The organism is Paracoccus alkanivorans, assembly GCF_003697785.1.
Taxonomy (GTDB): Bacteria; Pseudomonadota; Alphaproteobacteria; order Rhodobacterales; family Rhodobacteraceae; genus Paracoccus; species Paracoccus alkanivorans.
In genome coordinates this window covers 119,729-143,969 of record NZ_QOKZ01000003.1, presented here as the reverse complement: position 1 = coordinate 143,969, position 24,241 = coordinate 119,729, and the positions used below count along the sequence as shown (strand labels likewise).

Annotated in this window: 23 protein-coding genes; 14 read left to right on the top strand and 9 right to left on the bottom strand. The window is 63.0% G+C overall.

The features are described from left to right. Positions 1 to 283: 283 nt before the first annotated feature. Entirely contained in the window at positions 284 to 2,074 is a 1,791-nt protein-coding gene (locus tag C9E81_RS08855; protein ID WP_122111970.1) for an L-lactate permease, read from the top strand. A 177-nt stretch (positions 2,075 to 2,251) separates the two neighbouring features. Here C9E81_RS08855 and C9E81_RS08850 read toward each other — a convergent pair whose 3' ends face one another. The 7 genes from C9E81_RS08850 to pyrC all read right to left on the bottom strand — a co-directional run bounded on the left by C9E81_RS08850 (position 2,252) and on the right by pyrC (position 10,360). Beyond that, positions 2,252 to 2,749: a bactofilin family protein gene (locus C9E81_RS08850; RefSeq protein ID WP_122111969.1), complete on the bottom strand. Its 498-nt coding sequence runs from the start codon at positions 2,747 to 2,749 to the stop codon at positions 2,252 to 2,254. Then, complete coding sequence (locus C9E81_RS08845) at positions 2,739 to 4,043, bottom strand: DUF5930 domain-containing protein (RefSeq protein WP_243698583.1); 1,305 nt, start codon at positions 4,041 to 4,043, stop codon at positions 2,739 to 2,741. The genes C9E81_RS08850 and C9E81_RS08845 overlap by 11 nt, the downstream gene beginning before the upstream one ends. 180 nt (positions 4,044 to 4,223) lie before the next feature. Next, entirely contained in the window at positions 4,224 to 5,621 is a 1,398-nt protein-coding gene (locus tag C9E81_RS08840) for a helix-turn-helix domain-containing protein (protein ID WP_122112397.1), read from the bottom strand. A gap of 160 nt (positions 5,622 to 5,781) precedes the next feature. After that, positions 5,782 to 6,993 carry a multidrug effflux MFS transporter gene (locus C9E81_RS08835; protein ID WP_122111967.1) on the bottom strand — a complete coding sequence of 404 codons (1,212 nt, stop codon included), beginning with the start codon at positions 6,991 to 6,993 and terminating at the stop codon, positions 5,782 to 5,784. Between the two features lie 43 nt (positions 6,994 to 7,036). Beyond that, on the bottom strand, positions 7,037 to 8,524 hold the full coding sequence (locus tag C9E81_RS08830; RefSeq protein WP_122111966.1) for a replicative DNA helicase: 1,488 nt from the start codon (positions 8,522 to 8,524) through the stop codon (positions 7,037 to 7,039). Positions 8,525 to 8,648: 124 nt separating this feature from the next. Then, positions 8,649 to 9,320 carry an orotate phosphoribosyltransferase gene (locus C9E81_RS08825; RefSeq protein ID WP_122111965.1) on the bottom strand — a complete coding sequence of 224 codons (672 nt, stop codon included), beginning with the start codon at positions 9,318 to 9,320 and terminating at the stop codon, positions 8,649 to 8,651. After that, a complete protein-coding gene (gene pyrC / locus C9E81_RS08820) occupies positions 9,317 to 10,360 on the bottom strand; it encodes a dihydroorotase (RefSeq protein ID WP_122111964.1) in 1,044 nt (347 codons plus the stop codon). The genes C9E81_RS08825 and pyrC overlap by 4 nt, the downstream gene beginning before the upstream one ends. A gap of 232 nt (positions 10,361 to 10,592) precedes the next feature. On the opposite strand from pyrC, the gene C9E81_RS08815 reads away from it, so the two are divergent. From C9E81_RS08815 to rpsD, 3 genes are all read left to right on the top strand, one after another. Continuing rightward, complete coding sequence (locus tag C9E81_RS08815) at positions 10,593 to 10,832, top strand: antibiotic ABC transporter (RefSeq protein ID WP_243698582.1); 240 nt, start codon at positions 10,593 to 10,595, stop codon at positions 10,830 to 10,832. A gap of 120 nt (positions 10,833 to 10,952) precedes the next feature. Continuing rightward, complete coding sequence (gene xylB / locus C9E81_RS08810; RefSeq protein WP_122111962.1) at positions 10,953 to 12,371, top strand: xylulokinase; 1,419 nt, start codon at positions 10,953 to 10,955, stop codon at positions 12,369 to 12,371. Positions 12,372 to 12,494: 123 nt separating this feature from the next. Beyond that, positions 12,495 to 13,115: a 30S ribosomal protein S4 gene (gene rpsD / locus C9E81_RS08805; protein ID WP_122111961.1), complete on the top strand. Its 621-nt coding sequence runs from the start codon at positions 12,495 to 12,497 to the stop codon at positions 13,113 to 13,115. Between the two features lie 50 nt (positions 13,116 to 13,165). Here the strand turns inward: rpsD and C9E81_RS22880 are convergent, their stop codons facing one another. Next, the gene (locus C9E81_RS22880; protein ID WP_166461864.1) at positions 13,166 to 13,441 is read right to left on the bottom strand and encodes a hypothetical protein; all 276 of its coding nucleotides are present in this window, start codon (positions 13,439 to 13,441) and stop codon (positions 13,166 to 13,168) included. On the opposite strand from C9E81_RS22880, the gene C9E81_RS08800 reads away from it, so the two are divergent. The 6 genes from C9E81_RS08800 to C9E81_RS08775 all read left to right on the top strand — a co-directional run bounded on the left by C9E81_RS08800 (position 13,440) and on the right by C9E81_RS08775 (position 19,713). After that, positions 13,440 to 13,769 carry a hypothetical protein gene (locus tag C9E81_RS08800; RefSeq protein WP_166461863.1) on the top strand — a complete coding sequence of 110 codons (330 nt, stop codon included), beginning with the start codon at positions 13,440 to 13,442 and terminating at the stop codon, positions 13,767 to 13,769. The genes C9E81_RS22880 and C9E81_RS08800 overlap by 2 nt on opposite strands. A gap of 172 nt (positions 13,770 to 13,941) precedes the next feature. Then, positions 13,942 to 15,036 carry a histidinol-phosphate transaminase gene (gene hisC, locus C9E81_RS08795; RefSeq protein WP_122111959.1) on the top strand — a complete coding sequence of 365 codons (1,095 nt, stop codon included), beginning with the start codon at positions 13,942 to 13,944 and terminating at the stop codon, positions 15,034 to 15,036. Continuing rightward, a complete protein-coding gene (locus C9E81_RS08790; RefSeq protein ID WP_122111958.1) occupies positions 15,033 to 15,956 on the top strand; it encodes a prephenate/arogenate dehydrogenase family protein in 924 nt (307 codons plus the stop codon). The genes hisC and C9E81_RS08790 overlap by 4 nt, the downstream gene beginning before the upstream one ends. A gap of 63 nt (positions 15,957 to 16,019) precedes the next feature. Then, positions 16,020 to 16,574, top strand: a complete 555-nt coding sequence (locus C9E81_RS08785; protein ID WP_341802632.1) for a gamma-glutamylcyclotransferase — start codon at positions 16,020 to 16,022, stop codon at positions 16,572 to 16,574. Between the two features lie 90 nt (positions 16,575 to 16,664). After that, positions 16,665 to 18,005, top strand: coding sequence for a hypothetical protein (locus C9E81_RS08780; protein WP_341802631.1), 1,341 nt, complete (start codon positions 16,665 to 16,667; stop codon positions 18,003 to 18,005). Position 18,006: 1 nt separating this feature from the next. Next, on the top strand, positions 18,007 to 19,713 hold the full coding sequence (locus C9E81_RS08775) for a peptidoglycan -binding protein (protein ID WP_122111957.1): 1,707 nt from the start codon (positions 18,007 to 18,009) through the stop codon (positions 19,711 to 19,713). On the opposite strand, the gene C9E81_RS08770 is transcribed toward C9E81_RS08775, so the two are convergent. Beyond that, the gene (locus tag C9E81_RS08770; protein WP_122111956.1) at positions 19,710 to 20,048 is read right to left on the bottom strand and encodes an SMR family transporter; all 339 of its coding nucleotides are present in this window, start codon (positions 20,046 to 20,048) and stop codon (positions 19,710 to 19,712) included. The two genes, C9E81_RS08775 and C9E81_RS08770, sit on opposite strands and share 4 nt — an antisense overlap. Before the next feature lie 165 nt (positions 20,049 to 20,213). On the opposite strand from C9E81_RS08770, the gene purB reads away from it, so the two are divergent. The 4 genes from purB (at position 20,214) to gap (ending at position 24,113) form a co-directional block, all read left to right on the top strand. Next, positions 20,214 to 21,527, top strand: coding sequence for an adenylosuccinate lyase (gene purB, locus C9E81_RS08765; protein ID WP_122112394.1), 1,314 nt, complete (start codon positions 20,214 to 20,216; stop codon positions 21,525 to 21,527). Positions 21,528 to 21,609: 82 nt separating this feature from the next. Continuing rightward, on the top strand, positions 21,610 to 22,620 hold the full coding sequence (locus C9E81_RS08760; RefSeq protein WP_166461862.1) for a FliG C-terminal domain-containing protein: 1,011 nt from the start codon (positions 21,610 to 21,612) through the stop codon (positions 22,618 to 22,620). Positions 22,621 to 22,728: 108 nt separating this feature from the next. Then, on the top strand, positions 22,729 to 22,872 hold the full coding sequence (locus tag C9E81_RS22875; RefSeq protein ID WP_166461861.1) for a hypothetical protein: 144 nt from the start codon (positions 22,729 to 22,731) through the stop codon (positions 22,870 to 22,872). A gap of 239 nt (positions 22,873 to 23,111) precedes the next feature. Continuing rightward, complete coding sequence (gap, locus tag C9E81_RS08755; RefSeq protein ID WP_122111954.1) at positions 23,112 to 24,113, top strand: type I glyceraldehyde-3-phosphate dehydrogenase; 1,002 nt, start codon at positions 23,112 to 23,114, stop codon at positions 24,111 to 24,113. The last annotated feature ends 128 nt before the right edge of the window (positions 24,114 to 24,241 follow it).

Below are 24,241 nucleotides of genomic sequence, written 5' to 3'. Positions count from 1 at the left end.
CCGGGTAAGGCATAATTCCTTGATACGCAAGGGGTTATATGTCACCTGCGTAACGCACAGACTTTATTGAGTTTCTGTTTTGCGGCCCGTTTGCCCGCGCCGGCCCGCGCCGATATGATTCGTCCCTTGTGTGTTCAATAGCATGCACCACCGGGGCCGAGACCGTGCGATGCTTGGTCAAACACCGATCTGACGCGGTTGATCGTCGGAATCCGGACTGGGGTTGACCTTCCGGTAGCTTGAGGATCCTTTTAGGGCTTGGACCGGATAGGGAGGAAGAGACATGCCGCAAAGCATGATGTTCATGGCTGCGCTGTTGCCGGTGTTGACTGTTTTCGTGATGTTGGTGGTGATGCGCAAATCGGCAAAGCTGTCGATGCTGGCCGCATATGTGATCACCGTGGTGCTGGCGCTGATGTTGTGGGGGGCGCCTGTAGCCAACGTCGCCGGGGCGACGGTGAATGGCCTCGTGACCGCGGTGACTCTGCTTTATATCGTATTCGGGGCGATTCTGTTGCTGTATACCGTGCAGGAATCGGGGGCGATCCGGGTGATCCGGCGCGGCTTCACCGATATCTCGCCCGATCGCCGAATCCAGGCCATCATCATCGCCTGGCTTTTCGGCTCGATGATCGAAGGGGCGTCCGGTTTCGGCACGCCTGCGGCTGTCGCTGCGCCCTTGTTGCTGGCAATCGGCTTTCCGGCCATGGCCGCGGTCATGGTGTCGCTGATCATCCAGTCCACACCGGTTTCCTTCGGTGCCGTCGGCACTCCCATGCTGGTTGGGATCAAGACGGGGCTTTCGAACAGCGAAGAGGTCGCCGCGACCATCGCACCGCAGAGCCTCGACCAATATGTTCCCGTCGTTGCGGCCAATGTGGCACTGGTTCATGCGTTGATCGGAGTGCTGATTCCACTGCTGATGGTGGGAATGCTCACCCGCTTTTTCGGGGCGAGCCGCAGTTTCGCCGAAGGCTTCCGGGTATGGAAATTCGCCTTGTTCGCAGGCATCGCCTTCACGGTGCCATATTGGCTGGTTGCGGTATTTCTCGGACCGGAGTTCCCGTCGCTTCTGGGGGGGTTGATCGGTTTGATGATCGTGGTTCCGGCAGCCCGGGCGGGGCTGTTCCTGCCGTCCGAGCAGTTCGATTTTCCGCCGCGCGAGAACTGGGGCGACGATTGGCAGGGTAGCGTCGAGCCGGAACGGATCGAGGCAGAGATGACTGCCGCCGGGCATGCGCCGCGCCGCGATATCCCATTGCTCACGGCCTGGATGCCCTATGTCATCGTGGCGGTTCTTCTGGTTCTCACGCGCACCATCGAACCACTCAAGGACTGGCTCACCGGGCCTTCGACAACCATCGCCTTTGCCGATCTTTTCGGATCGGGGATCAAGACCTCGGCCCAGTTCCTCTATTCGCCGGGCACGATGATGATCCTTGCTTCGTTGATCTCGGTGGCGTTGTTCCGTATGCGTGGATCGGATTATGCCAGGGCGTGGGCGATCTCGGGCCGAACGATGATATCGGCGGCACCGGCGCTGCTTCTTGCCGTCCCAATGGTGCAGGTTTTCATCAACTCGGGCGCAGAGGGCGTTACCTCGATGCCGATCACGCTGGCCGAGGGGATGGCCGCCGCCGCCGGCAATGCGTGGCCGCTCTTTGCACCGGTGATTGGTGCGCTCGGGGCGTTCATCGCAGGATCGAACACGGTATCCAACATGATGTTCTCGCTGTTCCAGTTCTCGACGGCGCAGGCAATCGGGCTGGACCTGCTGGGGGCGACCATCGTTGTGACATTGCAGGCGGTCGGGGGAGCTGCGGGCAATATGATCTGCGTGCATAATGTCGTTGCCGCTTCGGCCACGGTCGGTCTGACCGATCGCGAGGGCGATCTGATCCGCAAGACGCTCATTACCATGGTCTATTATGTCGTACAGGCCGGCCTGATTGGCATGGGGCTGATCCATGGCGGATTGTGGTGGGGCGTGGCGATTGTCTGGGCTGCCATCGTGGTTGCCGGCCTGGGGACGAATCGCGCTCGGGGTTCCGGTCCGCAGCCTGCCCGGATGTAGCATCTGTCGGAGCGGGCTGCCCATAGCGGAGTCCGCTCCGATTGGCGCGCAGGCAGGCAATGCTGCTGGCGGCGCCTTCATCGTGAAAAGACCGGCAGCTTCATAATAAAAAGCCCGCCGGTTGGCGGGCTGATATCCTCATGCGGTGCTGTGCCTACAGCATGTCCGGACGATGCATTACCCGCCCACGGGCAGCGCCAGCTTCTTGGTTCCGCCGCCATTCGCAAGCGGATCCTCCTGACGCTGGACCGAGCCTTCGAAATGAGCCCCGGACTCGATGGCGATGGTTTTGTGGATGATGTCGCCCTCGACCCGTGCACTCGCCGACAGGCGGACGCGCAGGCCCCGGACGCGGCCGACGACGCGGCCATTGACGATGACATCATCACCGACGATCTCGCCCTTGATCGTGGCTGATTCGCCGATGGTCAACTGATGCGCACGAACATCGCCCTCGATATTACCCTCGATCTGGATATCGCCCTCGGTGCTGATATTGCCGACCACGGTCAGATCCGTCGACAGCACCGACGGTGCCGCCCTTTGCCGGGTGGGCGCAGGCGCGCTTTCGCTGTAGCGTTCGGGTTTGGGAGGGTTTGCAGCCGCGTCGGATTGCTGCGGCGAGGCGGGATTCTGCTGAGGTTGATTCTCGGTTACACGGGTCTTAGAAAACATTGCTTGCTGCCTTGATAAAACTCATCGGATCAACCGCCCGCCCGTTCACATGTACCTCATAGTGAAGATGCGGACCGGTCGAGCGTCCTGTATTTCCCATATCACCGATCAGGTCTCCTTGCGACACCCTTTGCCCGTCTTTTACGCGAATTCTGGACAGATGCGCATAGCGGGTTTCGGTGCCGAGTTCATGGGTGACCTTGATCAGGTTGCCATAGCCGCTTTGCCGTCCGGCGAATGAGACAACCCCGTCCCCGGTGGCATAGACCGGGGTGCCCGACGGGCCAGCCATGTCGACGCCCTCATGCATGCGGCCCCAACGGCGGCCAAAGCCCGAGGTGTAGCGGAACGAGGATTTGACCGGCATCGCCAGCGGCAATTTCTCGATGGCGATGCGGTAGGTGTTCATCTCGTCCAACGTGACGATGATCTGCTTGGCCTTGGTTTCCTCACGGCTCAGCGTGGCGTCGCCGCTGGTGGAATAAGAGATCGGGTTAAGTGGCCCCCCCTGCCCGGAATAACCCTCGCGGATGGTGCTGAGAACGTCGTCGGGGTCCATACCGACCGAACGGAACACCTCGTCCAGAGGCTCGACCGATACGGTGACCGCATTTTCCAGCTGGTTCAGGATCTCGTCGTTGCGCGCGATGATCTGGTCGCGCTCGACCCGGAGTTCCTCTGCTTTGAGCGAGGCCTCCTCGGCAAGGCGCTCTGCCTCGCTGCGTGCATCGGCGGTGTTGCGCAATTCGCCCGACAGGATATCCAGCGCGACCGAAAACTCCTCGGTCCGAGCCTGATCGTCCATACCATCGCCATCCGTGACCTGAAGCTGTTCCTTCACGTCGTTACGCTCGGTGATCGCTTCGCTGAGATTGGACTGGACGACCTTGAGACCGGTTTCCAGCTCGCGCCGCTTCTCTTCCGAGGCCAGGAGCTGCGATTGCATCTTCGATACCTGCTCCAGCGCGACGGTAAAGCGGTTCTGGGCGGCCAATGCCTCGGCTGCGCGCGCATCGCGCTCTGCGGAAAGCTGTTCCAGCCGTTCTTCAAAAGCGGCTTGCGTATGGCTCATCTGTTCGTCAGAAGAGCCTGAACTGATCGCGTCGATAACCAGGATGGAACTTGCAATCACGGTCCAGCCGAAAATCAAGCCGCCGCCGAGGAGGCCCATCAACTGGGTTGCCGGTCGCAGCCGCAGGAATCGTGTTGCATCGTCCGAGCGGAGAAACAGACGTTTTTCAGGCAACCAGCGTTCCAATGACGAATCCAGGCTGCTTATTAGACGTTTTGGCAAAACATGTCCCTCGACGGTGCATCCCTGTTGTGGCCGAGATGCTGTGGTTCCATTTCCCATGGGGTAATAATGACCTGTGCCCTTAAGGCAACAGCGCAGATGTCGCAGGCTGTCGTATAGGCAAATATACGCCTTGACTGGCGGAAATCCGCCGAAACAGCTGCTTCTCTGACGAAGAAGTTACGCGATTTCATATGGCAGCGGTCCGTTGCGATCCGTCGGGATGTTCAGCGGCCGATCGATTGGCGGCACCGAGCGCTGATGACAGTCGGGACGCGGGCAAATCCGGCAGGAAATGCCGATCGGTTCGAATGCCCGCGGTTTGGACAGATCCAGGCCATCGGAATATACCATACCATTTGCATGGGCGATCTCGCAGCCCAAACCGATAGCGAATCGGCGAACCGGGGCGTTGAATGCGCCTGCATGCTTGGATACGTCGCGCGAAAGCAACAGGTAGCGCATTCCATCGGGAGTTTCCGCCAACTGGCGCAGGAAGCGGCCCGGCTGTTCGAAGGCCTGGTGGACGTTCCAGAGTGGGCAGGCTCCGCCAAAGCGGGCGAATTGCAGCCGCGTGGCCGAATGGCGCTTGGTGATGGTTCCCGCCTGATCGACGCGAACAAAGAAGAACGGCACCCCTTTCGCCCCGGGCCGCTGCATGGTCGAGAGCCGGTGCGCCACCTGCTCCAGCGACGCTCCGAACAGATGGGAAAGGCGTTCCAGATCGTGGCGCTCTTCCTGCGCTGCGGCGAGAAAGGCGCGATAGGGCATCAATGCCGCCCCTGCGAAGTAATTGGCCATGCCGACCCGCGCGATTTCCCGCGCGACGGGGGTGCGGAAACGGGCCAGGTCGAGCGTGGCTTCCAGCAGATCGGTGCGGAGTTCCAATGCAACCAGATGCAGCAGCTGGAATACGCGTGTCGGAGCTTCGGCAGCCGCATTGACCAGCAGTTCGCGGCCTTCGCGACGGAAAACCGAGTTCGCCGGCATCTCGACCAGCGAAACCTGGATGCCGCGCCTTGACAATGCCTCCACCGCAAGTTGCCACGGATCCCCCCGTTCTCCTTCGGGACAGGCGAAATGCTCGGCTGCGCGATCCACCGCGTCGATATAGTTGTCGCAGTAGTGAAAGAAATCCCGCACCTCCTCCCACGGTGTAACGACGGCGTTCTGACCCGCAGCCCCGATTGCCTCGTCCAGCGCGGCCAGTCGTTCCTGTCCCTGGCGATGGGCGCGATACAGGTCCAGAAAGGCGCGGGCCAGTACCGGGGCATTGGTTGCAGCCAGACGCAGATCGGCCAGTGGCGGGGTAGCGTCGAAAAGCGGATCGGCCAGCGCCTCCTGCATGTCGATCACCATTCGCTCGGCATCTCCGGCGGCCAGCGTGGTCAGATCGATGCCGAATTCCTGCGCCAGCCTCAGCAGCACTCCGGCAGAGATCGGCCGGTGGTTGTTTTCCATCTGCGACAGATACGGGAGCGATACGCCCAATGTTTCCGCAAAGCGGCGTTGCGTCAGGCCCGCCCGGGCGCGCGTCTCGCGCAGCGCTGTTCCGGCATAGATTTTTTGAATTGCCACGGTTGCCCCCTTGCTTTGCAAAACAGGCTCTAGCCTTTGCAAAGCATTTGGTGCAAGGGGCAGGGCAAGGGCGGCGATCATTGAGAACCATAGATCCGAGGCCGGAAGGGTGAAACAAGCGACATGCCGCGGCTTTTGCATCAGGAAAGTTAAGAAAACCTCAACAGGACTTTATCTGAGTCGTCCTGGCCAGTTGAGCCTCGCGCCTCAGCACCCACAGGATCGCGACCAGTGCCCCGGCGGCCGACAGGTTCATGATAACGAGCAGCGGAGTGGCCCCCGATCCGGGTTGCAGAAGCGCCCCCGCCAGCGCCGACAACAGCGCACCTCCGGCGATTGCCAATGCGCCGCCCAGCCCGCTGGCAGTGCCGGCAAGCTCTGGCCGGACGCTCATCATCCCGGCATTGGCATTCGGCATGACCAGACCATTGCCCAGCCCCATGCCGGCGATGGCACCAAAGAATATGAAAGGATCCACGATCCCGGACAGAAGAACCGCCAGCGAAAAAGCGAGCGAGGCGAAACAGATGCAGCACCCGGTCAGGATCATCCGGTTCAGCCCGAATCTTGCCGTGAAGCGGCCTGAAAGGAAGTTGCCTGCCAGGTAGCCGAGTGATGGAGCGGCAAAGAAATAACCGACCTCGGCGGGGGTAAGGCCGAAGACATGCTCGCCGACGAAGGGCGCACCGCCCAGATAGGCAAAGAAACAGCCGGAAGAAAGGGTCGCGGCGAGGCAGTAACCCCAGAACCGGACGGATCGCGCAAGGATCGGATAGTTCTTGACCTGCTGCCGCAACGGCAGGCCGCCGTCGCGCACGGTCTCGCCCAGGTCGCGCCACGCGGCGATGCCGACGGCCAGGCCCAGCAGTCCCATCATGGCGAAATTCGCCCGCCAGCCATAGGCCTCGTCCAGCAGGCCGCCGATGATTGGGGCAATCATCGGGACGACGGCCATTCCCATGGTGACATAACCGATCATCGAGGCCGCCTGCGCGCCGTCATACATGTCGCGGACCACTGCGCGAGGCACCAGCATGCAGACGGCCACGACCGCCTGGATCAGCCGGAAGATCAGGAAGGCGCCCGCATTCGGGGCGATGAGCGTTCCGATCGTGGCCAGGATGAAAACAGCCAATGCGGCGAGCACCACCGGCCGCCGCCCCATCCGGTCGCTGATCGGTCCACCCAGAAGCTGAAGCACCGCGCTGGCCCCGATATAGGCCGAGACCGAAAGCTGCATCACCGCGTAATCGACCTCGAAATCCCGCGCCATGCCGGGAAGCGAGGGCAGGAACACGTTCATCGAAAGTGCCGAGACTCCGGACAATGCAACCAGTGTGGCAGGATGCGGAGGTGTTCTGGCAATGGTCATGGGCGATGTTTCGAGGCTTTTGCCCGGGCGGCGCCCGGCAGGTTCAATCCCATGTGCTTTGCCGGTCCCTGGCCAGGTTGCCGAAACGGGTGAACTGTCCCTCGAAGGACAACTCTACCGTGCCGATCGGGCCGTGGCGTTGCTTGCCAAGGATCACCTCGGCCTTGCCATGCACGTTTTCCATGATCTGCTGCCACTTGGCCATCGCGTCCAGATCGCTGTCCGAGGGCTTTTCGCGTTCGCGGTAATATTCCTCGCGGAAGACGAACATCACGATATCGGCGTCCTGCTCGATACTTCCCGATTCGCGCAAGTCGGAAAGCTGCGGGCGCTTGTCCTCGCGGCTTTCGACCTGCCGGGACAGCTGCGACAGGGCGATGACCGGGATATTCAGTTCCTTGGCGACGGCCTTGAGGCCCTGGGTGATCTCGGAGACCTCGTTCACGCGGCTGTCCTTGGCCGTGGCCGGACGCAGCAGTTGCAGGTAGTCCACCATCAGCACATCCAGCCCATGCGTTCGCTTGAGCTTGCGGGCGCGGGCGGCCAACTGGTTGATGGGTAGCGCCGGGGTGTCGTCGATGTAAAGCGGGCAGTTCTGCAGCGCATGCGCGGCCTCGACGAAACGGCGAAACTCGGCTTCGTCCATATTGCCGCTGCGGATGCGCTCACTGGGAACTTCCGCCGCCTCGGACAGGATTCGTGCGGCGAGCTGTTCGGCCGACATCTCGAGGCTGAAGAAACCGACCACGCCGCCCTCGACCGTGCCATGGGTGCCGTCGGCCCGTTCGCCCAGCTTGTGGGACTTGGCGATGTTGAAGGCGATATTCGTCGCCAGCGAGGTTTTCCCCATCGAAGGACGCCCCGCCAGGATGATCAGGTCGGAATTGTTCAGCCCGCCCATCTTGCCGTCCAGATCGACCAGCCCGGTCGAGATCCCCGACAGCTTGCCGTCACGCTGATAGGCCGCGTTCGCGGTCTGGACCGCGCCAGTCACCGCCTTGAGAAAGCTCTGGAAGCCGCGCTCGGCCACGCCCTGTTCGCCCAGCTTGTAAAGCGTCTGCTCGGCGGCCTTGATCTGTTCCTCGGCATCGTCATCGACCTCGACCGTCGAGGCGCGGGCCGAGATGTCCTGTCCGAGCGTGATCAATTCGCGGCGCAAGGCGAATTCGCGGATCATCTGTGCATAGTCGCGTGCGGCATAGGCCGAGATCGCCGCCCCGGCCAGACGCGCCAGATACGGCGCGCCGCCCAGTTCCTTGAGGCCCTCGTCATGTTCCATGAAGGCCTTGATGGTGACCGGGCTGGCCAATGCGTTCTTGCGAATCCGCTCGGCGCAGATTTCGAAGATGCGGGCATGAACGGGGTGATAGAAATGCTCGGGCCTGATGGTCTGGCTGATACGGTCGAACACGTCGTTATTGGTCAGCAATGCCCCCAGAAGCTGCTGTTCGGCCTCCAGCGAAAACGGGACCGCCTGCGTCCCCGGCTCGTCCGAATCCTGTCCCGGAATGATCGCGTGCAAGCTGCTCATCCGCCTCTCGCCCCCAATATTATGGTTATTCGCGCGATGATACCGCAAGTTATGGTCACAGGAAATCCCGTGACGGCGGAATCCGGTGGGCGGTTCGGGGGATAAGCTGTGGATAACCTCCGCGTCAGCTATTCGCCGCCTGCCACTCCCGCGGGTTGGTCAGGAAGGTCTGGACCTCGTTCAGCGTGGCGGTATCGAAAGCCTCGCTTTCCCGTGCCTCGGCAAGCACGTCCCACCATGTGCACAGGTGATGCAGGCTGACGCCGTGATCGGCCAGCCGCTGCGTGGTCTCGGGGAAGATCCCGTAATAGAAGATCACCGCCGTGTGGGCGCAGCTTGCCCCGGTGTCGCGGATGGCATCGACGAAGGACAGCTTGCTGCCGCCGTCGGTGGTCAGATCCTCGACCAGCAGCACGCGCTGGCCCTCGGTCATCACGCCCTCGATCCGGGCGTTGCGGCCGTATCCCTTGGGCTTCTTGCGCACATAGGTCATCGGCAGGCCAAGCCGCTCCGCGACCATGGCGGCAAAGGGGATGCCCGCCGTCTCGCCGCCCGCGACATTGTCGAAAGCCTCGAAGCCCGCGTCTCGCATGACAGTTGCGGCCAGGAAATCCAGCAGGGTCTGGCGCACGCGCGGAAAGCTGATGATCCTGCGGCAATCGACATATGTCGGCCCCTTGAGGCCGGAGGCATAGGTGAAGGGCTGCTCGGCGTTGAAATCCACCGCCTTGATCTCCAGCAGCATGTGGGCCGAGAGGCGGGCGATCTCCTCGCGCGTGGGGTAGGGCAGGCTCATGCGTCCTCCAGATGCCAGTAAAGGGGGAAGCCGGGATCGAAGACGGTGACGGTCTCGTCCCCCGCCTGAATGGTCGCCGGATAGGCAGCGGCGGTGTCGCGGCGGGTCAGGCGGATGCGGTCCTGGTTCGGGGGCAGGCCGTAGAATGTTGCGCCGTTGAGGCTGGCAAATGCCTCCAGCCGGTCCAGCGCGCCGTCCTCCTCGAAGATATGAGCGAGGATCGACATGGTGTTAGGCGCCGTGAAACAGCCCGCGCAGCCGCAAGGCTGCAGCTTGGCGCGGTCGGGATGCGGCGCGCTGTCGGTGCCCAGGAAGAACCGTCCCTCGCCACTGGTGGCGGCCTTGCGCAGGGCGATGCGGTGGGTTTCGCGCTTGGCCACCGGCAGGCAGTAGTAATGCGGCCGGATACCGCCGGCGAGGATATGGTTGCGGTTGATCACCAGGTGATGGGTCGTGATCGTCGCGCCCAGGTCATCGCCTCCCGAGCGTGCGTAGTCCACGCCGTCAGACGTGGTGATATGCTCCATCACCACGCGAAGGCCGGGGGTCTTGCGGCGGATCGGGTCCAGAACGCGGTCGATGAAGACTGCCTCACGGTCGAAGATATCCACCTCCGGATCGGTCACTTCGCCATGCACGCAAAGTGGGATACCCGCCTCGGCCATCGCCTCCAGCACCGGGCGGACACGGTCGAAATCCGTCACGCCGCTGGCGGAATTCGTGGTCGCCCCGGCGGGATACAGCTTGACCGCGCGGATGATGCCGTCGCGATGCGAGGCCACCACATCCACCGGATCGGTCGTGTCGGTCAGATACAGCGTCATCTGCGGCTGTAATGCCGCACCCCCGGGCAGGGCCGCCAGGATCCGGTCGCGATAGGCTGCCGCTTGGTCGCCGGTGACGACCGGAGGGATCAGGTTGGGCATGATGATCGCGCGGCCGAAACTCGCGGAATATGGGGTCACGGCGGCCAGCATCGCGCCATCGCGCAGATGCAGGTGCCAATCATCGGGGCGGCGGAGTGTGATGCTGTCAGTCATGACCCGCCTCTATACATTGCGCGGCCGTATTGCCAAGCGGGCTTGGCATATTTGTCGCGGCTTGTCGGAAATTTATGGGAACAAGATACTTGTTTCACATGTTCAATTAACTCACGATGTCCCGATATGTCGCGGATGGCGGCGAAAGGAATCCTGCATGTCTCGGAAAAAGAACACGAATGGGAGGACGGAGGGACCTTTTCGGTTATGGGAGCAGATGATGCATCTCGCTATGGATTCACAGGTTGTGATATGGATCCGGGTCGCGGGAATGCTGGGAGTGGTGGCACAGGCCCCTGGCGAGCCTTTTCGCATGGTAGCCGAGAAACAGGCCGCAGCGTCCGAATCGCTGTTCGCCATGGCGCGGGCTGCCAGCCGTGGCGCAAGCCCCGATCACGTGATGTCGGCGGCGCTGAACCCCTATAGCAAGCGGACCCAGGCCAATTCGCGCCGTTTGACGCGCAGGCTGTAGGCGATCTTGCATTCAAGCTGGAACGCGGCGACAGGGATTCCGGTCGGGCACACTCTTCCGGGCTGGCGCTATAGCCGCGAATCGGCCAAAACGGCGCAGGCGAACTAGGGGAGTAGAGCAATGTATCTGGGAATCGATCTCGGTACATCAGGCGTGAAGACCGTGCTGATCGACGAGGCGCAGCGAGTGATCGGCACCGGCCATGCCGGGTTGAAGGTCTCGACACCTCAGCCGGGCTGGTCCGAACAGGCGCCGCAGGACTGGATCGATGCGACCCGCGCGGCAATCGCCGATCTGAAGGAACCTCTGGACCGGGTGGCGGGGATCGGGCTGTCGGGGCAGATGCACGGCGCGGTCTGCCTGGACGAAAGCGACCGGGTGCTGCGTCCCGCCATCCTTTGGAATGACGGCCGTGCTTCGGAGGAGGCAACGGAGCTGGACGGGCAGCAACGGTTCCGCGATGTGACCGGGAATCTCGTCTTTGCCGGGTTTACCGCGCCCAAGCTGGTCTGGATGCAGCGGCACGAACCGCACCTGTTCGAACAGGTGCGCCGGGTGCTGTTGCCCAAGGATTACCTGCGGCTCTGGCTGACGGGCGAGGCCATTAGCGACATGTCCGACGCCTCGGGCACAGCCTGGTTCGATCCGGCTGCGCGGGACTGGTCGGATGCGTTGCTGTCGGCGACGGGGATGGAGCGCGGAATGATGCCCTCGCTGGCCGAGGGCAGCGCCGTGGCGGGGCAGCTACGCGCCGATATTGCCGGCGAGTTGGGGCTGCCTGCCGGTATTCCCGTCGCGGGCGGGGCGGGTGACAACGCTGCGACGGCGATTGGCGCAGGGATCACCGGGCCGGGCGCGGGGCTGGTCTCGCTTGGCACATCGGGGGTGATCTTTGCGGCGACCGACCGTTTCCTGCCCGCGCCCGAGACCGCGATCCACGCCTTCTGCCATGCCTTGCCGGGGCAATGGCACCAGATGGGGGTAATCCTGTCCGCCGCCGCCTGCCTGGAATGGTGGGCCGGGATCGTCGGTCAGCCCGTCGCGGATCTGCTGGCGGAACTGGACCCGCAGCCCGGCCAGCCCGCGCGCATCGCCTTCTGGCCCTATCTGACCGGCGAACGGACGCCGCTGAACGATCCTGCGCAGCGGGCGGGCTTTACCGGGATGTCGGCGCGCAGCACCCGACCGCAGATGACCCGGGCAGTGCTGGAGGGCGTGGCGCTCGCGCTGGCCGAGAACATGGCCGCCTTGCGCGAGGCGGGGGGCGGTGCGGATTCGCTGATCGCGATGGGCGGGGGCGCGCGCTCGGATCTGTGGTTGGCGATGCTGGCGCAGGCAACCGGGGTGCCGGTGTTGCGCCCGGCGGGCTCCGAGACCGGGGCGGGTTTCGGCGCCGCGCGGCTTGGGCTGATGGCGGCGACCGGAGCTGGGGCCGAGGCGATGACCCGGCCCGAGATCGCCGCGCGTTTCGATCCTGACCCGGCGCTGCTGCCCGGCTGGTCCGAGGCATTGGCGCGCCTGCAGGCTCAGCGCGCTTGACACCGGCTGAAACGGGACTATAAGCGCGCACTTCATTGGTGTTGGCGGCCCCCGCAAGGGGATGCCTGTCGGGCTTCGGCCAAAGGACAACGCCCTTCGAAACCATATTGAAGGAGATCAGCGATGACCAAACGCACCGCTGCCAAGTACAAGATCGACCGCCGCATGGGCGAAAACATCTGGGGCCGCGCCAAGTCCCCGGTCAACCGCCGTGAATACGGCCCGGGCCAGCACGGTCAGCGCCGCAAGGGCAAACTGTCCGATTTCGGCACCCAGCTCCGCGCCAAGCAGAAGCTCAAGGGCTATTACGGCGACCTGACCGAAAAGCAGTTCCGCCGTATCTATGCCGAGGCCGAGCGGGTCCGCGGCGATACCGGCGAGAACCTGATCGGCCTGCTGGAGCGCCGACTGGACGCCGTCGTTTATCGCGCGAAATTCGTGCCGACCATCTTCGCTGCCCGTCAGTTCGTGAACCACGGCCATGTCGAGGTGAACGGCAAGCGCGTCAACATCCCGTCCTATCGTGTCCGCGAAGGTGACGTGATCTCGATCCGTGAGCGTTCGCGCCAACTGGCCATTGTGCTGGAAGCCGTGGGTCTGCCCGAGCGTGACGTGCCGGATTACCTGGAAGCCGACCACAACAAGATGACCGCGACCTTCGTCCGCACCCCCACCTTGGGCGACGTGCCCTACGCGGTGCAGATGGAGCCGAACCTCGTGGTCGAATTCTACGCGAAGAACTGATCTTCGCCGCATCGGAATTTTTCAAGGGCCGCGCCATGGCGCGGCCCTTTTCACATGAACTCCTGGCTGGTCCTGCTGGCAATCCATTTTTGCGAAGAGATGCCGGATCCGAGACTTTCCGTGATGCCTAACGGCGACTCGGTGTCGCGGGCCATCACAGCGTAGCTGCGACGATACCCAAGCCATTCGTTATTGCCGCAGAAATACTTGTGAGGCATCATCGGTGATGAAGTCTTGGAAATAATCCTGACGCCCCCAATGCAATTTGCGATGCGACTGCTGTTTCTGATCCCGCTGTTGTTGCCGATGCCGGCGGCTGCTTTCATGGCCCGGAACGGCATGACGGCGGTGCAGGTCAGCCCGACCGAGATCGAAGTTCTTCATGAGGTGCGACGGGACGACACCGATTATTGGTGCGCTGCGGGTGATTTCGTCCAGCGCGTTCTGGAACAGCCGGGCAAGACCCGTATCTGGCGCGCCACATCCAAGCCGCGCGAGGCTGGCAACGGTATTGTCTTCACTCTTGACCCCACGCGAAAGGCCGAAGGGGCGGGATTGTCCCAGTTCGGTTCGGGACCGCGGGACGGGTCCCTGTCGGCCGGAATGGCGGTGGCCAATTTCTGCAGCCTGCGCATCCCGCTCTGGCGGGACTGAACGGCGTCAATTCCGGGCGGGTATGTTTCGTGGCATGTTCATGAAGTTCCCTGCAGGTCGGGGCCGGGCGCGGCAGCGGTTTCGCAGCCACGGCCAATAGCGGAACCCTGTGATTCGGCCCTTTCCCTGACCGGGCCAAGTCTCTAAACCGGGCGCGCAAAGGAAAACGGTCATGACAGATATCACGCCAAAACCCGGCATCATGGATATTGCGCTTTATGTCAGCGGTGAAAGCAGGCTTGCCGGGCATGACGACGTGCTGAAACTGTCATCGAACGAGAACCCGTTAGGGTGTAGCGAGGCGGCGAAGGCGGCATTTCTGGCGGCTGCGGGCGGGCTGAACCGCTATCCTTCGACGGACCATGCCGACCTGCGCAAGGCGATCGGAGAGGTGCACGGTCTGGATCCGGCGCGTATCATCTGCGGGGTCGGCTCGGACGAGGTGTTGCAATTCGTCACCCATGCCTATGCGGGGCAGGGAGACGAGATCATCACCACCGAGCATGGCTTTTCGATGTATCCCATCCTTGCCCGGATGGTCGGGGCGGAGCCGGTCACGGCGCCCGAGGCCGAACGGCGCATCGATGTGGATGCCATATTGCAGGCCGTGACGGGGCGAACCCGGATCGTATTCATCGCCAACCCAGCCAATCCGACCGGCACGATGCTGGGCGAGGAGGAGTTGCAGAGGCTGGTAGACGGCCTGCCCGGGCATGTTATTCTTGTGCATGATGGCGCCTATACCGAGTTCGCGGGCGGTTTCGATGGCGGCGTGTCGCTGGTCGACCGGCATCCGAATGTGATCATGACGCGGACTTTTTCCAAGATCCACGGCTTGGGCGGGCTGCGGATCGGTTGGGGTTATGCTCAGCGCTCGGTCATCGATGTGCTGAACCGGATCCGGCAGCCATTCAACCTGTCATCGGCACAGCTTGCAGCGGCCGAGGCGGCGATCCGTGACACAGGTTTCACTGCCCATTGTGCGGCCGAGAACGCCCGTTGGCGCGAATGGCTGCGCAACGCCCTTGTGCAGATGGGGATCGGCTGTGACGAGAGCTTCGCGAATTTCCTGCTGGCGCGCTTTGCCAGCCCCGAAGAGGCGGAGGCCGCCGATGCCGCTTTGCGCGAGGATGGCATTCTCGTGCGGCGAGTGGGCGGCTACGGTTTGCCCGATGCCCTGCGGATCACCGTGGGCGACGAGGCGGGCTGTCGCCGGGTGATCGATTGCCTTGGCCGCTTCATGCAGGAAAGAAGGACCGAGGAATGAGCCTGATCTACAACCGTGTCGCGCTGATCGGACTGGGGCTCATCGCCGGATCGATGGCCCATGCCATGCGCGAATCCGGCCTTGCCGGGGAGATCACCGGCCATGCCCGCAGCGAGGCCACCCGCGACACGGCGCGCGAGATCGGGCTGTGCGACCGCATCTGCGACAGCGCCGCCGAGGCGGTGGCGGGGGCCGATCTGGTGGTGCTTGCCGTGCCGGTGGGCGCGATGGGCGATGTCGCCGCCGAAATCGCGCCGCATCTGGCGCCGGGAGCCACGGTCACCGATGTCGGATCGGTCAAGCAGGCGGTGATCGACGCGGTCGGTCCGCATATCCCGGACGGCGTGCATTTCATTCCCGGGCACCCGCTTGCCGGGACCGAGCATTCCGGCCCGCGCGCGGGCTTTGCCAGCCTGTTTCGCAATCGCTGGTGGCTGCTGACTCCGCTGCCCGGAACCGATCCTGGGGCGGTCGACCGGCTCTCCGGCCTGATCGCCGCAATGGGGGCCAAGACCGACAGGATGGAACCCGGCCATCACGACCTTGTGCTGGCCGTTACCAGCCATGCACCGCATCTGATCGCCTATACCATGGTCGGCGTGGCCGATCACCTTCGCCGGGTGACGGACGAAGAGGTGATTCAGTATTCCGCCGCCGGCTTCCGCGACTTCACCCGCATCGCGGCCAGCGACCCGACCATGTGGCGCGACGTGTTCCTTCATAACAAGGAAGCCACGCTGGATATTCTTGGCCGCTTTACCGAAGAGCTTTTCGTGCTGCAACGTGCGATCCGCATGGGGGACGGAGAGCAGCTTTTCGACTATTTCTCCCGTACCCGCGCAATCCGTCGCGGCATTATCGAGGCGGGGCAGGACACCGATGCGCCCGATTTCGGGCGCACGCCGGGGGCCAGACCGTAGCTCGCGCAGCCCGGGGCTTTTCATCATGCAGGTCCTCGCCTAGTTTCCTGACGGAAGAGAGGCATGTCAGGCATGGACAAGGTTTTCTGGGTTTTCGGCTATGGCTCACTGATGTGGGATCCCGGCTTTACTCCCATCGAGACGGCCAAGGCACGGCTGAAAGGCTATTCCCGCAGCTTCTGCCTGCGGTCGATTACCTATCGCGGCACCGAGGATGCACCCGGTCTGGTGCTTGGCCTTGACAGGGAGCCGGAGGCGGAGTGCAGCGGGCTGGCCCTGCGGATCGCCGAGGATGAGCATGACCGGGTCATGGAATACCTGCGCGGGCGCGAGATGGTGACCGGCGCCTATCGTGAGGCCGTATTGCCGGTTGCGCTGGAAGACGGGCGACAGGTCGAGGCGATCGCCTATGTGATGCGGCGCGATCACTGGCAATATGCCGGCAATCTTTGCGCCGATGAGCAGGCCATGATCATCGCCCGGGCGCATGGTGGGCGCGGGCCGAACGCGGATTACCTGTTCAATACCGTGCGTCACCTCGCCGAGATCGGCATGAACGACGGGATGCTGGAACGCCTTTCCGAGGATGTGCGGCGTCTGATGAAGGATCAGGCTTAAGCACGGTTTCCCAATAGGGTCGCTTGGCAAGCCACCTGCTGCGCCCTACACTCCGCGCGAATGATTGCGTACTGAGTGGAAAGGCTGACCTTGAGTGATCCGACCACCGGCCATGGGCCGCATGAACCCAAGCCCAAACTGACGGCGCCTCCGCGGCGCGTCACGGCTTCGCGTGGCGGCGGCTCGGCGGGGCATCCGCATTTCTCGCAGCCGGTCAGGCAGATTCTGCTGATGCTGACCGTATTGGTTCTGGTCCTGCTCGGCGGCTGGTTCGCATATGGACGAATCCTGCCGATCTTCATGGCCAATCGCTGGTTGAACGGGCTGATCTTCGCGGTATTCGCGCTTGGCGTTCTGGCTTGCTTCTGGCAGGTCGCGCAACTGATCCGCTCGGTTCACTGGATAGAACGTTTCGCGGCCCGGCGCCGCAATGCCGTGGAAAAAGGGCTTGCGGCGCGGGGCGCGGATGACGGCGATCAGCCGCCCCGGTTGCTAGCGCCTCTGGCGTCGCTGTTGGGTGCGCGCGGTCCGGCCGGTGGAGTGATCTCGACTGGATCGGCCCGGTCCATCCTCGAATCCGTCGCGACCCGGATCGAAGAGATCCGAGATATCACGAAATATATTGCCAATCTGCTGATATTCCTTGGTCTTCTTGGAACCTTCTACGGCCTCGCGACGACCGTGCCCGCAGTGATCGAGACGATCCGGGCGCTGGCTCCGCAAGAGGGCGAGACCGGGGTGCAGGTTTTCGACAAGCTGATGAGCGGGCTCGAGGCGCAGCTTGGCGGGATGGCGACGGCGTTCTCATCCTCGCTGTTGGGGCTTGCCGGGTCACTGGTGGTCGGGCTGCTGGAGCTGTTCGTCACCCATGGCCAGAACCGCTTCTACCGTGAGCTGGAAGAATGGATGTCGGGCTTCACCCGCATCAGCCTCACGATGGATGGCGATGAAGCCGGGTCATCAGCCGGAGCCGGTCTGCTGGACCAGATTGCCACGCAGATCGACTGGCTGCAGCAATTCCACGCCGAGCGGGACGTGGTGCGGGATGAGGCGGCGGCGATGGCCGACGAGCGGGTGCTGGCGATGGTCGAGGCAGTCGAGGCGCTGGTTCGCCGGGACGATGCGGCGGGCGAGGCGACGATCGCGCAGGCGGCGGCGCTGACCTCTGCGATGAACAGGATGGCGGATGGACAGGATCGGCTGATTGCGCTGATGCAACAGCAAGAGCCACCGGCGGGCGGGAATGGTCTGGATTCGGCCCTGTCGCGTTTTGCCGGGCAGTTGAACGAGAGCCGCGACGCCAGGGTGGCGGAACTGCGCTCGGATCTCCTTGTGCTGACCCGCGCGGTCAGGGCGGCGCGTTTCGGTGATCGGTTCCCTGATAATCAACTGCCCGATCCATCTGTCCCGCAGCAGCAGCGGGACGAATGAAATGGCGCTGAACCGCGCCTCGGCCAATCGCTTCTCGGCCACGATCTGGCCGGGTTTTGTCGATGCCATGACCGCGCTTCTGATGGTGATGATGTTCGTCCTGACGATCTTCGTGATCGTGCAGTCGGTTCTGCGCGAGCAGGTCACCGATCAGGGCAGCAGGATCGTCGAGCAGGATCAGGTGATCTCGCGGCAAGAGCGGCGGCTGAACGAATTGGGCCAGCAGGTATCCGCACTCGGTCAGGCTCTGACGGCTTCCGAGGAACGGGGGGCCGATCTGAAACGGCAACTGGCCGATCAGACCAGCGCGAGAGAGACCCTGGAAGGCCGCCTTGCCGAGGCCGAGGCGCAGGCACGCGACAGGGCCGCACATATCACGCGCCTTGCAAATCAACTGGAAAGCAGCAGGTCGGAACTGAAGGACGCGAAATCCCGGCTGACGGATTTCGAGGCCGAGGTGGCCGCGCTGATTGCGGTGCGCAATAAGGGCCAGGCCCGGACCGAGGCATTGCAGGATCAGCTGGCCAAAGAGCGCGAGCGTGCCTCGGCGGCGGAACTGGCAGTGGCCGCTGCGCGCGAAGAGGTCGATGCACAGGCGGAACAGGCCCGGCTGGCCGCTGCCCGCCGCGAGGCGCTCGAAGCACTGATCGCAGACCTGCGCAGCCGGAACGCCGGCGCGGATGAGAGGACAGCACGCCTCCGCTCCGAGCTCACCGCTGTCGAGTCGCAGTTGAGCGAGACCGAAGCGGCACGTCTGGCCGAGGCCGAGGCGGCAAAGGCCCTGCGCGAGCGGCTTGAAAAGGCCGATAGCGAATTGACGGCTATGACACTGTCGCTGGAGGAAAGCCGCAAGCGCGCTGAAGAGACGCTGACCCTGCTGGCCGCCGCCGAGGCTGCCCGCGACCGGCTGTCGAAGGAGGGCGAGGCGAAAGCGACAGAGGCGGAACGGCAAGCCGCCCTGTTGGCAACCGCGAGGGCGGAACTGGCCAAACAGGAGGAGATGTCGAACGAGGATCAGCGGCGACTCGCGCTGCTGAACGAGCAGGTCGCGTCGCTGACCGCGGAACTCGGTTCGTTGCAGGCGCTTCTGGATACTGCCGGAGGCGAACAGGAGCAGGCCGAATTGCGGGTGGCCGAGCTGGGGCAACAGCTTAACGCTGCTCTCCTGCGTGCGGCCGAGGAAAAGGAGAGGCGTCTGGAACTGGAGGAAGCCGCCCGCAAGCGGGCCGAGGAGGAGGTCCGCGATCTCGCCCGCTACCGGTCGGAGTTCTTTGGGCGGATGTCGGAAATTCTCTCGGGGCGCGAGGGCGTGCGGATCGTCGGCGACCGTTTCGTGTTCCAGTCGGAGGTCTTGTTTGCGCCGGGCGAGGCGAACCTCTCCCCTGCGGGACGCGAGCAGGTTGCCGGAGTGGCCCGGATGCTATCGGATATATCGGACGAGATCCCGGCCGAAATCGACTGGATCATCCGGGTGGACGGTCACACCGACAGCACGCCCTTGTCGGGAACTGGCCGTTACCGGGACAACTGGGAACTCAGCCAGGCCCGTGCCCTGGCTGTGGTGCGCTACATGATCGACCAACTGGGTTTTCCCTCCGACCGGCTGGCTGCGACCGGCTTTTCCGATACGCGTCCGGTCAATGACGGGGATACGCCCGAGGCGCGTGCCCAGAACCGCCGGATCGAGCTGAAACTGACCGAGCGTTAATGCCCGACCGTCTTGGAAAACAGGTTGACCACCAGAACGCCTGCGACGATCAGTGACAGTCCGATGACCGCGGGCAAATCCAGCCGTTGTCCGAATATCACCAGCCCGATCAGCGCAACCAGCACGATACCCACCGCGCTCCACACCGCATAGGCTATGCCGAGCGGCAGCACCTTGAGGCTGATCGACAGCAGATAAAAGCTGAGCAGATAGCATAATGCCATACCGATTGTCGGCCATATCCGGGTAAACTGGGCCGAACTTTGCAGTAGCGAAGTCCCTACCACCTCGAGAGCGATCGCCATTAGCAGCGCGAGATAGGGAAGGGACAGCATGGCGAATCTCCTTGGCTGGCGGGGTTTGGCGACCAAGGGAACTTGGCCCAGCCCCCGGCGCTGTTCAACCTCGGATTCGCCGCTGCCGGCGGCAGATGCCAAGACATGCAACTTGCCCCGGCGGCAGCAGAAGGCTATGCCCGCGCCAACGACAAGGAGCCTGCCATGATCCCTCGCTATGCCCGCCCCGAAATGACCGCGATCTGGTCGCCGGAAACCAAGTTCCGCATCTGGTACGAGATCGAGGCCCATGCCTGCGACGCACAGGCCGAGCTGGGGGTGATCCCCAAGGCGAATGCCGAAGCGGTCTGGCGTGCCAGGGACGTGGAGTTCGATACCGCCCGGATCGACGAGATAGAGGCGGTGACCAAGCATGACGTGATCGCCTTCCTGACCCATCTGGCCGAGCATATCGGATCCGAAGATGCCCGCTTCGTTCATCAGGGCATGACCTCGTCCGATGTTCTGGACACCACGCTGAATGTCCAGCTTGTCCGCGCCGCCGACATCCTGCTGGCCGATATGGACAAGCTGCTGGCCGCGCTGAAGCGCCGCGCTCTGGAGCACAAGGACACCGTCCGCATCGGGCGCAGCCACGGCATCCATGCCGAGCCGACCACGATGGGCCTGACCTTCGCGCGCTTCTATGCCGAGATGGCGCGCGGGCGGGAACGGCTTGAACGGGCGCGTGAAGGGGTGGCCACCGGCGCGATCTCGGGCGCGGTCGGGACCTTCGCCAATATCGATCCGCGCGTCGAGGAGCATGTCTGTGCGCAGCTGGGTCTGCGCCCCGAGCCGATCAGCACGCAGGTCATCCCGCGCGACCGCCATGCGATGTTCTTCGCGACATTGGGGGTGATCGCCAGTTCGATGGAGAACATCGCCATCGAGATCCGCCACATGCAGCGCACCGAGGTGCTGGAAGCCGAGGAATTCTTCAGCCCCGGCCAGAAGGGGTCTTCCGCGATGCCGCACAAGCGCAACCCGGTGCTGACCGAGAATCTGACCGGATTGGCCCGGCTGGTCCGCATGGCGGTGATCCCGGCCATGGAGAATGTGGCGCTGTGGCATGAGCGCGACATCAGCCATTCCTCGGTCGAGCGTGGCATTGCGCCTGATGCGACGATCACGCTGGATTTCGCGCTGAACCGGCTGGCGGGGGTGATCGACAAGCTGGTCGTCTATCCCGAGACCATGCTTGCCAATATGAACAAGTTCAAGGGCCTGGTGATGAGCCAGCGGGTCCTGCTGGCACTGACCCAGGCAGGGGTGTCGCGCGAGGATGCCTATCGGCTGGTGCAGCGCAATGCCATGAAGGTCTGGGAGCAAGGCAAGGACTTCAAGGAGGAATTGCTGGCCGATGCGGAAGTGACCGCGGCCCTGACGCGCGAGGAGATCGAGGAGAAATTCGATCTCGGTTATCACACCAAGCATGTCGATACGATTTTTGCACGGGTTTTCGGCGAAAATCCGGCCTGAAAGCCGTCGCCGGTAAATTCGGGTTAGGAAATCCATGCCAGACTGGTCCCCGGCAAGTGATCAACGGCTGACGAGGGCGGGCATGAATACGCAGACCGGGCTGAGTCCGCGGCAAAAGGCGGCGATTATCGTTCGTCTGCTGCTGGATGACGATGCGGGGGTAAGCCTGGACGAATTCGACAGCGACCGACAGACCCTGCTGGTCGAGGAAATGGCGAATATGGAGCTGATCGACCGCAGAACCCGGGATGATGTGATCACGGAGTTCTGCGACAGCCTGGAGGCCGTGGGAGTCACCTTCCCCGGCGATCTGGACGGCACTCTGGCGATACTGGCGGACCGCCTTTCCGACGATACGACCGATCGGCTGCGGCGGCTGGTCCTGATGTCGGGGCGCGGCGATCCCTGGCCGCGCATTACCGAACTGCCGCAAGAGGATATCCAGACCCTCGCGGATAACGAGGCGGTCGAACTGGTGGCCGTGATGTTGTCGCAATTGCCGGTCGAGAAGGCTGCCGCGACCTACTCGGCGCTGGAGCGTGAGCGGGCGCGGATGGTCGCGCAGTCGATGTCGTTGACCCGGAATATCGCGCCGCAGGCGCTGCGCCGGATCGGTCTGGTTCTGGCGCAGGCGGCAGACGCCCTGCCGCGCCCGGCGATGGAAACGCCGGCCAGTGACCGCATGGGCGACATGCTGAACTTCGCGAGTTCGGAATTGCGCGATGATATCCTCGAAATGCTGGATAACGAGGATGCGGAATTCGCCGTCGATGTCCGGCGGGCGATTTTCATCTTTGCGCATATACCGAAACGGGTCGAACCGCGCGACATCCCACGCATCATCCGCGAGGTGGATCAGGCCACAATGCTGAAGGCACTATCCCAGAAATCAGAGGAAGAGGCCGCCGCGGCCGAGTTCATTCTTTCGAACCTGTCTTCGCGCATGGCGGACGGCCTGCGCGAGGAGATAGCGGATCTGGGAACGATCAGTTCCGAGGAGGCGGAGGCGGCAGCAAACGAGGTCGTTGCCACGATCCGCAGACTGCAGATGGACGGTGAACTGAAGCTGATTCTGCCGAAGGACGACGAGTAAACTGGGCGGAACCGTTTTTTTCATCGCCCCGTCCGGTCTCGCCAGAGTGATCGCGGACTATCTTGCCGCTGCGTGCAAGGCGCGCCATAAACACCGCCGGAGGCCGACATGAACAATCAGGTTGCCATCACGATCGCGGTGCTGATTATCGGCATATTCGCTCTGGATTACTTCTGGCTGCACATGGACTTGCCGGTGCTGGCCGGGAAGATGTTCGACCGACTGGTAGACCACGTAACCTTCTGGAATTAAGCCCTTTCCGGAAAAGCAGACGTCAATCTGAAGCCCGAAGCGGTTCAAGAGTAAAGATCCGCAGCGCTGCCGTTTTCAGCCGATAACCGAGATACCGCTGTTTCGCGGGTCAACCCGGGACCCGTCGATCCGGTGGCAAAGAGCCGCGCCACCGGCTATCGGGGCCTTCAAGGGGATTTGCATCGGCCCCCAAGCCACGCTAGAGGAAACGCAACGTCATCTGGTCGGGAGAAAGAGCCATGGCTGTCAAAGTCGCCATCAACGGTTTCGGACGCATCGGGCGCAACGTGCTGCGTGCCATCGTGGAATCGGGACGCACGGATATCGAAGTCGTCGCCATCAACGACCTGGGCCCGGTCGAGACCAACGCCCATCTGCTGCGCTATGACAGCGTGCATGGCCGTTTTCCCGCCGAGGTCAAGGTCGAGGGATCGACGATCAATGTGGGCCGTGGTCCGATCGAGGTCAGCGCCATCCGCAATCCCGCCGAACTGCCCTGGAGCAATGTCGATGTGGTGATGGAATGCACCGGCATCTTCACCTCGAAGGAAAAATGCCAGGCGCATCTGGAGAACGGCTCCAAGCGCGTGCTGATCTCGGCTCCCGGAACGGATGCCGACAAGACCATCGTTTTCGGTGTGAATGACGACACGCTCACCTCGGACGATATCGTGGTCTCGAATGCAAGCTGCACGACCAACTGCCTGTCACCGGTTGCCAAGGTGCTGAATGACAGCATCGGCATCACCCGTGGCTTCATGACCACGATCCACAGCTATACCGGCGACCAGCCGACGCTGGACACGATGCACAAGGATCTGTATCGCGCCCGCGCCGCCGCGCTGTCGATGATCCCGACCTCGACCGGCGCTGCCAAGGCCGTGGGGCTGGTGCTGCCCGAGCTGAAAGGCAAGCTGGATGGTGTCGCCATCCGTGTGCCGACGCCCAATGTCTCGGTTGTCGACCTGACCTTCGAGGCTGCCCGCGACACATCGGTTGAAGAGATCAATGCCGCGATCAAGGCCGCTGCGGAAGGTTCGCTGAAGGGTATCCTGGGTTATACCGAAGAACCGCTGGTCTCGTCGGATTTCAACCACGATTCGCATAGCTCGATTTTCCACATGGATCAGACCAAGGTGATGGAAGGCAAGCTTTGCCGGATCCTGACCTGGTATGACAACGAGTGGGGCTTCTCGAACCGCATGTCGGATACCGCGGTTGCGATGGGCAAGCTGATCTGATCAGAGGATATCGCGGACGGATCGGGCGGCAGGATAGTTCCTTGCCGCCCTTTTACTATTGATGACGGGACATTTGGAACCAAATGCCTCTTCTTCTTTGTGCAAATACCTCGGGGGCCATCGGTATA